Consider the following 12,480-nt stretch of genomic DNA (forward strand, 5'->3'; position numbering starts at 1 on the left):
CCGCGCGTGGACGCGCGCGGCCTACCCGGCGCTCAGATAAAGGTCGATTTCCGCCTGTTCCATGACGTGGGCGGTGCCGTGGATGATGCCGTTGGCGACCTGGATGATGCGGTGGATCATGGCGACGGAGGTCTGGCAATCCTGCCGCAGCTTGTCGGTCGCTCCGTCATGGATGTCGGCGGAAACGCGTTCCAACGTGTGGCGAACCACCTGATGCGCCTGGGAAATGGTGTCTTCGAAGGGGCGCTTGAACTTGGCCGGGACGTGGCCATACGCCTCGATGGCCAGTTCCTTGTCGGAGAAGCCGCTGTCGCTGAAATGCTCCGGATAGCTCTTGGGCTGCCAGATCAGGCATTCCTCCAGCATGTCCGGCATGTCGGGGATCATCTCGATCAGCATCACGATTTCGTTGAAGTGATTGAGATAATCGGTCGCCAGCAAGGTCTTGTCGGAGATGTTGGTGCCGACCACGCGCTGCCGCCACGCGTGGAAGTCCGCCAGTTCGTCCGGCGGAATGCCGTCGGTCACCGCGGAATCGAAGTCCGGCGGGTCGAAGTCGGGTTCGGTCATACGCGGCTCTGGCATGCGCGACTCTGGCATACGCGGTTCGACGTGCACGGGTCTGGCAAGGCGGTGCCGGACGGCCGCGAGACCGATCCGCCACCGGTGCGCGACGCCGGGGACAGTCAGTAATATCGCACTAATCCCCGCGCAAGCCCACGAGCACTTTTTTTCTCCGATGCATTGCAAAAATACACCGCCGGGCAAAAAAAACGCCGCCGGCGCGTTCCCGGTGGGAACAGGCGCTGCGGCGGCAGTGACTGGCGGTTCAGGGAGGAATCACACCATTGGCACTCCCAACATCTCGCCGATACCGATTGTTCCACCATCCCTCGCATATGCAGCAGACCGAACGGCGGCGCGAACGGGGGGGTTGCGGCCCCACCCGACCGGCGATGGAACTTAATCCGTTCAAGCTATCCCGAATAAGCCTTTCGTCGTCTCTCCCGAAACGGCGCGAACTGCGCCATATGAAATTAACTTTGTAAGGGATCGGACGGGAACTTTCGGCAAAACCGGGAAACGCGGCGGGCAAGCCAGCGCCCCGGCGGTCCGCTCTGGCTGGGAGTACGGGGAAAGACATGGATCAGAACACCCGCCACCTGATGGAACATCTGCCTTATCTGCGGCGATACGCCCGGGCTTTGACCGGCACGCCGACGCAGGGGGATGCCCTGGTGACGCGCACACTGGAATGGTATCTGGACGGACCGGGCGGGTCGGCGTCCATTGACCTGTCACGGGGTTCGCTGTACCGGCACCTGAATCAATTGCAGGACAGCTCCGGTGCCCGCGCCGGAGAACCCGGCGCCCACCCGGTGGAGGCGGCCCTGCACAGCTTGGAGGAGATGGACCGCCGGCTCTACCTTCTCGTCAATCTCGAGGATCTGCCGCTGGCCGACGCCGCCGCCGTGCTGGGCATCGCGCCGGAAGACGCCGTGGAACGGCTGAACTACGCCCGCGAACGGGTGCGCTCCAAGCTGACGGCGACGATCCTGATCGTCGAGGACGACGCCATCATCGCCTTCGATCTGGCGGAGACGGTCCGCGGCATGGGCCACACCGTCTGCGGCAACGCCGCCACGATGGACCAGGCGCTGACGCTGGCCTCCCGCCACTCCCCGACGCTGGCGCTGATGGACATCCGTCTGGCCGAGGGCGACAACGGGATCGAAGTGGCGCGGGAGCTTCGCCGCCAGCGCTTCCTGCCGGTGATCTTCGTCACCGCCTTCCCCAACGAACTGGCCAAGCAGGGGTTGGAGCATCTGGGGCCGGTGATCCCCAAGCCCTTCACCCGCGAACAGATCGAACAGGCGATCACCCGCGCCGTCTTCACCCCCCACCCCGAGGAAGTCTCGCTCGCCCTGAAGCACTGACCCGGGGGCACTGACCCTGGCGGGGGAAAGCCCCCGCTACTTGAACACGACCGTGCGCCCGCCGTTCAGAAGGACGCGGTGTTCGACGTGATAGCGGACCGCCCGAGCCAGAACGATGTTCTCGATGTCCCGCCCGATGGCCACCAGGTCGTCGGGCGTCATCGTGTGGTCGACGCGCTCCGCCTCCTGCTCGATGATCGGCCCCTCGTCCAGGTTCGAGGTGACGTAGTGGGCCGTCGCGCCGATCAGCTTCACGCCGCGGGCGTGGGCCTGGTGGTAGGGCTTGGCGCCCTTGAAGCTGGGAAGGAAGGAGTGGTGGATGTTGATGATCCGCCCCGCCATCCGCTCGCACAGGGCCGGGGACAGCACCTGCATGTAACGGGCGAGCACGACCAGATCGACCTTCTCCTGCTCCGCGATCTCCAGCAGACGGGCCTCCTGCTGGGCCTTGGTGTCGCTGGTCAACGGCAGATGGTGGAAGGGAATGTTGTGCCACGCCGCGAGCTGGTAGAAGTCGCGGTGGTTGGAGACGATGGCCGGGATCTCGATCGGCAGATAGCCGGTGCGGTAGCGGTACAGCAGGTCGTTCAGGCAATGCCCGAACTTCGACACCATGATCAGCACCCGCTGGCGCCGTCCGGCGTCGTGCAGTTTCCAGGTCATGCCGAACCGTTCGGCCACCTGCTCGGCGAAGGCCGCCTCAAGCTCCGTCTGCGAGGGTCCGGACGGCGCGGCGGAGAAATGGACGCGCAGGAAGAACAGATTGGTCCCTCGATCGCCGAACTGCGCGCTGTCGATGATGTTGCACGACCGCTCGGCCAGGAAACCCGAAACGGCGTAGACGATGCCCACCGTATCGGGACACGAGATGGTGAGGATGTATTCGGAACCGTTGCCGGACATGCGCGCCTACCGTTGCGGCCTGGAATCGAGGGCGAATTCCCTAGCACGGTCATCCGCGGAATGCATCGTGAAATGTGGGAATGCGGGATCGCCCTTCCGGCAGCAATTGGTAAGGATTCCCATGCGACAATGAGCCGTTTCGGCATTGGGCCGATCGGAGGGGCAAGCCATGGGCAGAAGCGGGAAGATCGTCGGCGAATACGCCAAGGGCAAGGTTGACAAGCTGCTGACGCCGGAAGCGGCGGAAAGCACCTCGCGGCACCGGATCATGCACTTCCTGGAGAACATGGAGGCGGCGATCCTGGAGGCGAATTGCGAGGTGATGGGACGCGAGCTTCCCAACCTCGACCAGACCTCCTTCCTGCGCATGGCCGTCCGGGTGGCGGAACTGCGCGCCGACTATCTGCGCGCCGGACTCAAGATATCGGAACAGCGGCACCCCAACGCCGCCGCCATCGAGGAACTGGCCCGCGTCCGCCACGCCTACGAGGAGATGCTGGCTGTCTTCGAAGCGGCGGAGCGGGTGATCGAGCGGGGATACGTGAAGTTGGGATAGAGGGAAGCTGGGATAGAGGGAAGCTCCCCCCTCACGGAATCATCGGCTGCCTCCGGCCGGCTCGTTCACGGGGTAACGGAACAGCGCGTACAGAAAACCCCTTTCCCGCCATTGTGGGAAAGGGGCCGGATGCGCGGAACAGTTCGTATTCGTATTATCTGACGTCGCGGAAATGCTCCAGCTCACGCCGCAAGTCGGTAACCTCGCGCTTCAGCGCGACCAGACGGCCGACGTTGGGAGTCGTGCTGCGCTCTTCCTTTTCGAGTTCGTCTTCGACTTCGCGCTGCTCCTGCCGGATGATGTTGAACAAGGCGTTCCTCAACATCGCCACCTCCCGAGCTTATTTCTAAAATTTTAGCGCTTTCGGCCTCCATCATCAAGGAATTCTTGAAAAGGGTCGATTCCTCATAGGTCGAAACGCACCCCCAGGAGGGTCCCCCGGCGACAATTGGCGGAGCTGGCCCGACCAACCTTGACAACCCTTTTGCGCGTCCCCATTGGTTAACGCTCACCCTTTGGGCTCGAACCTCAGGCCTCCTCGGGGCCGGACGCCGCCTTTCCGATCGCGCTTAGGACTTTTGGTTTCGGCGGCCCCAAACCCTTGCGGAATCAGGGGCGAATGGAACGCAGACGTCTCCTTCAACTGGCGCTGACCGTCCCCCTCGCCGGGGCCGGCGCCATGCTGTTCCCGGCTGAAGCCGGGGCACAGACCAAGACCCGCCCGGCGCCTCGGCCGCGCATGGTGGTGGTCGATCCCGGCCATGGCGGCATCGACCCCGGTGCCGTCGGCGCGCGCGGCACGCTGGAGAAGGACATCACCCTGCACATCGCGCAGGAGTTGGCGCGGCTGCTCACCCGGCAGCACCGGCTGGGCGTGCGGCTGACCCGCGACGGCGACCGCTTCCTGTCGCTGGGCGAGCGCGTGGACGCCGCGCGGGAGGCGCGTGCCGACCTGTTCGTGTCCATCCACGCCGACAGCGCGCCCAACCGCGAGGCCCGCGGCCTGTCCGCCTACACATTGTCCGAAAAAAGTTCCGACTCCTTCGCCGCGGCGCTGGCCCGCAAGGAGAACGCCGTGGACCGCCTCGGCGGCCCCGACCTGAAGGACGCCAAGAAGGCGGTGAAGGAAATCCTGCTGGATCTGACGGCGCGCCACACCCGGCACGCCGCCCTGGTGGCCCGGCATTCCATCGTGAAGGGTGCGGGGAAGGACATGCTTCTGCTGGACAACCCGATGCGGTCGGCCAACTTCGCGGTGCTGAAGGCGCCGGACGTTCCGTCCGTCCTGCTGGAAACCGGCTTCCTGTCGAATCCGAAGGACGAGGCCCTCCTGCGCGACCCCAAGGCGCGGCAGAAGATCGCGCGCGTTCTGGCGCGCGAAATCGCCGGATTGGTGACGCGCGCGCCATTTGCCTGAGCCGGTTTCCTTCGCGCCTGCAGCGAGTGAAACATTCGTGCATCACCCCGGAACAAAACGACGATGAAGCACAGCACTCCCAAGATTACCCATTGCCAACGCACCTGCGGCATGACTTTTTCCGCCCGCCCGTTCCTTCGGCGGGCCGGGGATCGGAGGCAGAGCGTGTCGGGGTTTGGCCGCCTTTTGGCGCTGGTCGGAATGGCCGCTGTCGCGGGCCTCGCGTCTGGCTGCGCGCCGGTGGTGCTGGGCGCCGCCGGGGGCACCGCCGCCATCGCCGCCAGCGAGCACCGCGGCCTGTCGGGCTTCGCGTCGGACACCCAGATCAAGGCCCAGATCAACCATCTGTGGTTCCAGCATTCGATGGACCTTCACAGCCGCATCGGCCTGACGGTGGATCAGGGCCGGGTGCTGCTGACGGGGCGCGCCGCCGACGCCCAGATGCGGCTGGACGCCGTGCGCCTGTGCTGGCAGGTGGAGGGCGTCAAGGAAGTGATCAACGAGATCCAGGTGGACACGGACTCGGGCATCATGGACAGCGCCCGCGACACCTGGATCACGACGCAACTTCGCACGAAGCTGACCTTCGATTCTCAGATCCACAGCCAGAATTTCAGCATCGATACCGTCAACGGCGTCGTCTATCTCATGGGTCTGGCCACCCACCAGGGCGAGCTCGACCGCGTGATCGAGCACGCCCGCACGCTTCCCAACGTCCAGCGCGTCGTCAACTACGCCCGCGTCCTCTAGCGCACCAGGGTCTCCGCACCGCCATGGCCATCCTGCCCGCCTTCGTCCGCCGCCTTGCCGCCTCCGCCGCCATGAGTCTGCTCATGGCGCTGGCGGTCTTCACCGTGGCGGCGGGAGGGACCGGCACCCCGGCGGCGGCGCAGCAGCCCCAGCCCGACCAGGGGCCGGCCAACCGCCTGTTCGTCCAGGCGATGCAGGCGATCCGGCAGGCGGACAACACCTACGACATCGCCGAGGAAAGCCGCTTCCTGAAGGAAGCCGACCGGCTGCTGAACGAAATCGTCGTGAAGTATCCGGACAGCGCGCTGGCCGTCCAACTGGTCACCAACCAGTTCGTCGGCGATTTCGACTTCTTCGAGTTCCGCTCGCGCATCCGCTCGCTGGTCTGCAACGAGCCGATGACCTCGCTCTGCTTCCTGCACCGGGTGGCGGAGATGCTGCCCCCGGTGGAGACGCCGATCACCGCCGCCCGCTGGGACTGGCTGTCGCTGGCCGTGGCCTACAACACCATCGGCGACGGCGCGCGGGCGAAGGAGATCATCGCCCCCTTCGTCAGCGCGGTGCGGCGCGGCGCCGCGTCCGACGGGGCCGGGCAGGACCTGTTCGTCGCCCGCGCGCTCGCCCTGATGGGGCAGAGCCAGCTCGCGCTCGACATCACCCGGCAGATCCCGGAATGCTCGACCCGCATCTACAACCTCGCCGACATCGCGAAGGCGGCGTCGTGGCGCGGCGACATGGCGCTGGCCGGCCAACTCGCCGAGGAGGCCAAGGCCTACGCCACCGCCCGCAACTGCGGTTGGGAACTGGGGCTGGTCGCCCAGACGCTGCTGCGCGCCGGCAAGGAGGGAGCGGCCCGCACCCTGTTCCTGAACACGGTGGAGACGCAGTTCTCCAAGTTCCGCGAGACCAAGACCGACTGCTGCCCGCCGGAACTGGCCGTCGCCGCGGCGGATCTGGGCGACACCAATCTGGCGCTCGGCCTGCTGCGCACCGTGCAGGACGAGAATCCCTGGACCATCCCGGCGGTTCTGGGCCGGATCGCCCGCCGCTCCGACGCCTCCGTGGCGCTGTCCTACGCCGAGCAGGTGCAGGACCTGGACATCCGGGGCGAAGCCCTGGCCGAGCTGATCGAGGCGGCGCTGAAGCGCGGCGACCCGACCAGCGCCAACGAGCTGATGAAGCGGTTGACCCGTCTGGTGGATGAATCCGCCGGCCGCCGCCCCGGCCTGCTCGCCCAGAAGGCCAAGGCGGAGAAGGTGATGTACGGCGACGACCGCTGGCGCAAGAGCTTCCAGGGTTCGCTCAATGCCGCGGACCGGGCGAGCAATTTCGTCCGGCGCGACATCGGCGCCCCGCTGCTCGCCGCCCTCGTGCGGATCGAGACCGGCCTGCCGATGCTTGATTGATCGGGCTTGATTGATCGGGCCCGGCTGATCGGGCGCGTCGCTCAGGAACGCGCCGCCAGCACCACCAGCCCCGCCACCGGCTCCCCGCTTTCGTGGCGCAGGGTGTCGTGGGCGATGCGCAGAACGGTCAGTCCCGCCGCGGTCAGGCAATCCCGCACATGACGTTCCGCGTGGGCGTAGCGTCCGTGCGGGCCGACCCGGCAGGGCGCCCCACCCTCCTCCAGCCGCTCCACCGTGAAGGCCAGCCGCCCGCCCGGGCGCAGCGCCGCGGCGGCCTGCCCCAGCACCCCGTTCAGCGCGCCGAAATAGCAGAGCACATCGGCGGCCACGATCAGGTCGAAGGCCCCCGGGCGGCCCGTCAGGAAGGCCCCCAACTCCGCCGCCTCCAGCGCGTCGTAGAGGCCGCGGGCGGCGGCGCGCTCCAGCATGCCGGGGGACAAATCCACCCCCTCCAGCCGGCAGGCGAAGCCGCGCAGCAGGGGACCGCAAAGACCGGTGCCGCAGCCGGCGTCCAGCACCTCCAGGCTTCCGTCCGCCGCGATCCCCGCCCCGGCGACCGCCTCGGCGAGCAGGGCGGGCGCCCGGTAGCCCAGTTCGCCCACCAGCTTGTCGTCGAACTCCCCGGCGAACAGGTCGAACACCTGCCGGATATAGGCGTCGGAGGCCCGGTCCCCGGTCGCCAGCCCGGCGATGGCGGCGCCGATGTGGCGGGCCACGGGATGGTCCGGATGATCGCGCAGCCACAACCGGGCGAAGCGCGCGGCCTCCTCACGCCGGCCTTCCTCGTGCAGCAGGTAAAGGGCGCCGGACAGGTTGTCATGCGCCTCGTCCCAATCAGGGCGCAGGGCCAGCGCGCGGCGGTAGGCCGTCGCGGACTCGGTCAGCCGCTCCCCGTCGCGCAGCAGGTTGGCGAGGTTGTTGAACGCCTCCGCATAGGCCGGCTCCTCCGCCAGCGCCCGGTGGAAGTGCCGCTCCGCCGGCACCGCATCGCCCGCCGCCTTCAGGGCCGAGGCCAGATTGTAATGGACCAGCGGATGGTCCAGCCCGCAGGCCAGCGCTTCCCGATAGGCGGCCACCGCCTCCTCCGCGCGGCCCTGGGCGCGCAGCACGTTGCCGAGGTTGTTGTGCGCTTCCGCGAAGCGCGGGTTCAACGCCAGCGTGCGGCGGTACGCGGCCTCCGCCTCCATGGCCAGCCCGTCCGTCGCCAAGGTGTTGGCCTCCGCGTACAGGCGCACCGCCTGAGCGGCAAAGCCGCCCAGCCGCCCACCGCCGCGGGCGAGAAGGCCCGGACGCGGCGACGGGGAACGGGGCGGATCGCTCGGCTCGGTCACGGAACGGCTCCTGATAGGAAAATGAACTAACAGCATCTTTACCGGGAACGGGAGAACATGGCACTCCCTTCCGGCGACGGACCGATACACGGCCCCGGCAAACGGCCCCGGCAAACGGACAAGGCGAAACCCATGGCACACCACCCGGAACAGGAATCGCCGATGACGCCGGAAGACATCGCCGACCGGCTTGGCCACGCCGTCGCCCACCATCGGGCGGGCCGGCTGGCGGAGGCGGAGAAGGATTACCGTGCCGTTCTGGCGGCGGACCCGGAGCATCCCGACGCGCTGCATCTTCTGGGCGTGCTGGCGCTCCAGGTCGACCATCCCGGCCCCGCCGTGGAGCTGATCCGGGAGGCCATCCGGCTTGCCGGCGGAGTCGCCGATTACCACGACAATCTGGGTAGCGCGCTCGCCGCCCTGGATCGCCACGCCGAAGCGGCGGAGGCCCACCGCATGGCCGCCGCCCTGAACCCGCTGTCGGCCCAGCCGCGCTACAATCTGGGCAACGCCTTTCAGGCGCAGGATCTGCCGGGGCTCGCCGCGCTGGCCTTCACCGCGGCGGTGGAGCTTCAGCCGGGCTACGCCAAGGCCTGGTACAATCTGGGCAACGCCCTGCGCGCCCAGAACCGCCTCGCCGATTCCGTGACGGCCTTCGCCCGTGCCGCGCGCCTCGCCCCCGCGATGGTCGAGGCCCACACCAACCTCAGCGACGCGCTGACCGCCGCCGGACGGCTGGACGAGGCGTTGGCCCAGGCCCGCGCCGTGCTGCGGCTGCGGCCCGACGACCCCAAGGCCCATTACAATCTGGGCGCCGTCCTGCAACGGAAGGAAGCCTACGAGAGCGCGGAGATCGCCTACCGCGAAGCGCTGAAGCGCGCGCCCGACAACCCGATGACGCTGAACAATCTGGGCAGCGTGCTGCAGAAGCTGGGCCGCGCCGCCCAGGCCGAGCAGTGCTTCCGCAAGGTGTTGAGCCAAAACCCACACTCCGTCGAGGCCATCTACAACCTCGGCAACGCGCTTCAGGCGCAGGGGCAGCTCGCCAAGGCGGAGGCCTGCTACGAGGAGGCGCTGGCCCACAGCCCGGACCTTGCCACCGCCAGCTACAACCTCGCCCTCATCGCCCTTCTGCACGGCCAGACGGAGCGCGGCTGGAAGGGCTACCAACAGCGCTTCGCCGCGGGACAGGTCCTGCCGAACCGCCGGATCGGCGCCCCCCTGTGGCAGGGCGAAGGGCTGCGCAAGCGCCGGCTGATGATCTGGCGGGAGCAGGGCATCGGGGACGAGATCATGTTCGCCTCCTGTTACGGCGACGTGATCGCCTGGGGCGGCGGGCCGGTGATCATCGAGACCGATCCGCGGCTGGTCGGGCTCTTCGCCCGTTCCTTCCCGCGCGCGACGGTGCGGGCGGAGACCATCGACGCCGAAGGGCGGGAAACGGTGGAGCCGCCGGATTTCGACGTCCAAGCGCCGGCGGGCACCCTGCCCCACCTGCTGCGCGGGACGCTGGACGGTTTCGACCAGTTCGAACCCTGGCTGAAGCCCGACCCGACCCGCGCCGCCCTGTGGCGGGACCGGCTGGCCGCTCTGGGGCCGGGGCTGAAGGTCGGGATCGGTTGGCGCAGCCAGCTCATGACGCCGGAGCGCAAGGCCGCCTACACCACCCTGGACCAGTGGGGAGCCCTGTTCGCGCTGCCGGGTGTGGTCTTCGTCAACCTGCAATACGGCGCGTGCGAAGCGGAGATCGCGGCGGCGGAGGCGCGCTTCGGCGTGACCATCCACCGCTGGGACGATCTGGACCTGAAGGACGATTTCGAGGCCGCGGCGGCCCTGACCGCCAACCTGGACCTCGTCATCACCCCAGCCATGTCGGCGGGCGAACTGGCGGGAGCGCTGGGGGTGCCGGTCTGGCGGTTCGGGCACCGCGACTGGACGCAACTCGGAACCGGCGTGCGCCCCTGGTTCCCGTCGATGCGCCTCTTCCAGCCATTCTCCGGCGAAACCTTCGACAACGTCCTGACGCGCATCGCCCGCTGCCTCACCGCGATGCGGCCCGCCCCCGCGCCCACCTCCCCTCCTTCACCGCCGCCGCCCGCCAGCGATCCGGAAGCGTTGCTGACCGAAGCCATCGCCCTTCACCGAACGGGCCGGCTGGACGACGCCGTGTCGGCCTACCGCGTGGTCCTCGACCTTGCGCCGCGCCACAGCGACGCGCTGCACCTTCTGGGGCTGGTCCAGCATCAGACGGGCCGGCACGCGGAGGCGGAACGCCACATCACGGAGGCGCTGCGGCTCGACCCGGACTTCCCGACGGCCTGGAATCATCTGGGCCTCGTGCAGCAGGCGCTGGACCGTCCGGACCGGGCGCTGGCCTGCTTCCGCCGCGCCATGGTCCTTCGCCCGGATTTTCCGGAGGCGATGACCCATATGGGGCTGGGCATGCACCAGCCCGACCGCGTGGCGGTGGCGAAGCGGTGGCATCGCCGCTCCATCCGTCTCGCCCCGGCCAACCCGGCATCCCACACCAACCTCGGCCACGCTTGCGAGGTGGAGGGACGCTTCGCGGAGGCCGCGGCCCATTACCGGCGCGCCTTGACCCTGCGCCCGGACACCGCCGACACGCTGAACAATCTGGGCACCCTCGCCAAGATGGACGACCGGCCGGGCCTCAGCCGGCGCTTCCTCGAACGCGCGTTGCGGGTGGACCCCGGTCTGGCGCTCGCCGCCTGGAACGTCGGGTTGCTGGCGCTGGCGGACGGCGACCTCGCCACCGGCTGGGCCGGCTACGAGCGGCGTTTCTCCGCGCGCCAGCTTCAGCGGGCGCGCCGCATCCCCTTGCCCGTCTGGAACGGCGAGCCTCTGGAGGGGCGCCGCCTGCTGGTCTGGCCGGAACAGGGGCTGGGCGACGAGATCATGTTCGCGTCCGTCTTCGGCGACCTGGAGGGCTGCGGCGGTCCGGTGGTGCTGGAATGCGACCCGCGCCTGGTGCCCCTCTACGCCCGCGCCTTCCCCTGGGCGACGGTGCGGGCGGAATCCGTCACCGCCGAGGGGCGGGAGCGCTTCGATCCGCCGGATTGCGATGTGCAGATCGCCGCCGGCTCCCTTCCGGCCCTGCGGCGCGACCGGCTGGACCGCTTTCCCGCCCGCCCGGCCTTCCTGACCCCCGACCCGCAACGGGCCGCCCTGTGGCGCGCGCGGGTGGACGCGCTTGGCCCTGGCCTGAAGGTGGGCATCGGCTGGCGCAGCCAGATCGTCACGGCGCATCGCGAAGGCGCCTACACCCGCATCACGGACTGGCTGCCGCTGCTGGATGTGCCGGGCATTCACGCCGTCAACCTGCAATACGGCGACTGCGCCGCCGAATTGGCCTCCATCGAGCGGGGCGGCGTCCGCCGGGTCCACCGCTGGGACGATCTGGACCTGAAGAACGATCTTGAGGGCGTGGCGGCCCTGATGTCGGCGTTGGACCTCGTCATCCTGCCGGCCACCGCCGCCGGGGAACTGGCCGGCGCGCTGGGGGTGCCGGTCTGGCGTCTCGGCGGGCGGGACTGGACCTGGATGGGCACTGGGACACGTCCTTGGTTCCCGTCCCAACGTCTGATACCGCTCCGCGCAGGGGAAACCTCCGCCGACATTCTCCGCCGAGTCGCAAGGATTCTGTCCCGGACGGGAGGGAAAGCCCCTATGCCCGAACGGGTATGACCTCGCAAGAAAGCGCAACCCTGCGGCCTATTCCTGCAACGAACGGCATGAAGCGGACCTATGCGGCGTATTGTCCTATCCGCTATCATAAGGGGCGGTCACACCCCGTCTTTGGAGTACTAGGACAAAAGTTTAGGGTTGTTTGGCGGCACGGATGGGTGAACACTATGGTTTCCGGCCTGCCGGACTTGGCAGGAGCCGGTTCGATCTGACGGAGAGCAGCCCATGCACACTGATGCTCGCCTATCTTCCTTGCAGGAAAAGCACCTGCGTCTCGACCGCGCCATCCTCGACGAGGAGAAGCGTTCGTGGCCCGACGAAAGTGCCATCAAGCGCATGAAGCTTGAGAAATTGCATCTCAAGGAAGAAATTGATCGCTTGGCCAGAACCAGTCGCAGGGTGAATTAACACCCTTCCGGATCGATCCCAATTCGAAAAGCCGGGGGCGGCGACGGTTCGCCTCCGGCTTTCTTTA

11 protein-coding genes are annotated in these 12,480 nt (G+C 68.1%); 7 read left to right on the forward strand and 4 right to left on the reverse strand.

Translation table 11 applies throughout. The features are described 5' to 3' along the window. Positions 1-21: 21 nt before the first annotated feature. Positions 22-570 (reverse strand): hypothetical protein, encoded by a 549-nt coding sequence (locus DS843_RS01155; RefSeq protein WP_149467058.1) that lies wholly within the window; start codon positions 568-570, stop codon positions 22-24. 572 nt (positions 571-1,142) lie between these two features. On the opposite strand from DS843_RS01155, the gene DS843_RS01160 reads away from it, so the two are divergent. Next, entirely contained in the window at positions 1,143-1,937 is a 795-nt protein-coding gene (locus DS843_RS01160) for a response regulator (RefSeq protein ID WP_149467059.1), read from the forward strand. Positions 1,938-1,973: 36 nt separating this feature from the next. Here the strand turns inward: DS843_RS01160 and purU are convergent, their stop codons facing one another. Continuing rightward, positions 1,974-2,840 carry a formyltetrahydrofolate deformylase gene (gene purU, locus DS843_RS01165; RefSeq protein WP_149467060.1) on the reverse strand — a complete coding sequence of 289 codons (867 nt, stop codon included), beginning with the start codon at positions 2,838-2,840 and terminating at the stop codon, positions 1,974-1,976. A gap of 169 nt (positions 2,841-3,009) precedes the next feature. On the opposite strand from purU, the gene DS843_RS01170 reads away from it, so the two are divergent. Then, positions 3,010-3,396 (forward strand): hypothetical protein, encoded by a 387-nt coding sequence (locus DS843_RS01170; RefSeq protein ID WP_149467061.1) that lies wholly within the window; start codon positions 3,010-3,012, stop codon positions 3,394-3,396. Positions 3,397-3,550: 154 nt separating this feature from the next. On the opposite strand, the gene DS843_RS30990 is transcribed toward DS843_RS01170, so the two are convergent. Continuing rightward, positions 3,551-3,721, reverse strand: a complete 171-nt coding sequence (locus DS843_RS30990) for a hypothetical protein (protein ID WP_167525156.1) — start codon at positions 3,719-3,721, stop codon at positions 3,551-3,553. A gap of 294 nt (positions 3,722-4,015) precedes the next feature. Between DS843_RS30990 and DS843_RS01175 the strand changes: the two genes are divergently transcribed. The 3 genes from DS843_RS01175 to DS843_RS01185 all read left to right on the forward strand — a co-directional run bounded on the left by DS843_RS01175 (position 4,016) and on the right by DS843_RS01185 (position 6,969). Beyond that, the gene (locus DS843_RS01175) at positions 4,016-4,813 is read left to right on the forward strand and encodes an N-acetylmuramoyl-L-alanine amidase family protein (RefSeq protein ID WP_149467062.1); all 798 of its coding nucleotides are present in this window, start codon (positions 4,016-4,018) and stop codon (positions 4,811-4,813) included. Positions 4,814-4,978: 165 nt separating this feature from the next. Then, positions 4,979-5,563, forward strand: a complete 585-nt coding sequence (locus DS843_RS01180) for a BON domain-containing protein (RefSeq protein ID WP_149467063.1) — start codon at positions 4,979-4,981, stop codon at positions 5,561-5,563. A 23-nt stretch (positions 5,564-5,586) separates the two neighbouring features. Then, the gene (locus DS843_RS01185; protein WP_149467064.1) at positions 5,587-6,969 is read left to right on the forward strand and encodes a hypothetical protein; all 1,383 of its coding nucleotides are present in this window, start codon (positions 5,587-5,589) and stop codon (positions 6,967-6,969) included. A 41-nt stretch (positions 6,970-7,010) separates the two neighbouring features. Here the strand turns inward: DS843_RS01185 and DS843_RS01190 are convergent, their stop codons facing one another. Then, positions 7,011-8,300, reverse strand: coding sequence for a tetratricopeptide repeat protein (locus DS843_RS01190; RefSeq protein WP_149467065.1), 1,290 nt, complete (start codon positions 8,298-8,300; stop codon positions 7,011-7,013). A 132-nt stretch (positions 8,301-8,432) separates the two neighbouring features. Between DS843_RS01190 and DS843_RS01195 the strand changes: the two genes are divergently transcribed. Then, positions 8,433-12,005 (forward strand): tetratricopeptide repeat protein, encoded by a 3,573-nt coding sequence (locus DS843_RS01195; protein ID WP_149467066.1) that lies wholly within the window; start codon positions 8,433-8,435, stop codon positions 12,003-12,005. Between the two features lie 225 nt (positions 12,006-12,230). Next, positions 12,231-12,413: a YdcH family protein gene (locus DS843_RS01200; protein WP_149467067.1), complete on the forward strand. Its 183-nt coding sequence runs from the start codon at positions 12,231-12,233 to the stop codon at positions 12,411-12,413. Positions 12,414-12,480 lie beyond the last annotated feature (67 nt).

Origin of the sequence: Roseomonas genomospecies 6 (genome assembly GCF_008365375.1) — a bacterium.
Taxonomy (GTDB): Bacteria; Pseudomonadota; Alphaproteobacteria; order Azospirillales; family Azospirillaceae; genus Azospirillum.

Bases quoted from the DNA above. Each gene is read 5' to 3' on its own strand.
- DS843_RS01155 (WP_149467058.1), bottom strand. From the start codon at position 570: ATGACCGAACCCGACTTCGACCCGCCGGACTTCGATTCCGCGGTGACC.
- DS843_RS01160 (WP_149467059.1), top strand. From the start codon at position 1,143: ATGGATCAGAACACCCGCCACCTGATGGAACATCTGCCTTATCTGCGG.
- purU (WP_149467060.1), bottom strand. From the start codon at position 2,840: ATGTCCGGCAACGGTTCCGAATACATCCTCACCATCTCGTGTCCCGAT.
- DS843_RS01170 (WP_149467061.1), top strand. From the start codon at position 3,010: ATGGGCAGAAGCGGGAAGATCGTCGGCGAATACGCCAAGGGCAAGGTT.
- DS843_RS30990 (WP_167525156.1), bottom strand. From the start codon at position 3,721: ATGTTGAGGAACGCCTTGTTCAACATCATCCGGCAGGAGCAGCGCGAA.
- DS843_RS01175 (WP_149467062.1), top strand. From the start codon at position 4,016: ATGGAACGCAGACGTCTCCTTCAACTGGCGCTGACCGTCCCCCTCGCC.
- DS843_RS01185 (WP_149467064.1), top strand. From the start codon at position 5,587: ATGGCCATCCTGCCCGCCTTCGTCCGCCGCCTTGCCGCCTCCGCCGCC.
- DS843_RS01195 (WP_149467066.1), top strand. From the start codon at position 8,433: ATGGCACACCACCCGGAACAGGAATCGCCGATGACGCCGGAAGACATC.
- DS843_RS01200 (WP_149467067.1), top strand. From the start codon at position 12,231: ATGCACACTGATGCTCGCCTATCTTCCTTGCAGGAAAAGCACCTGCGT.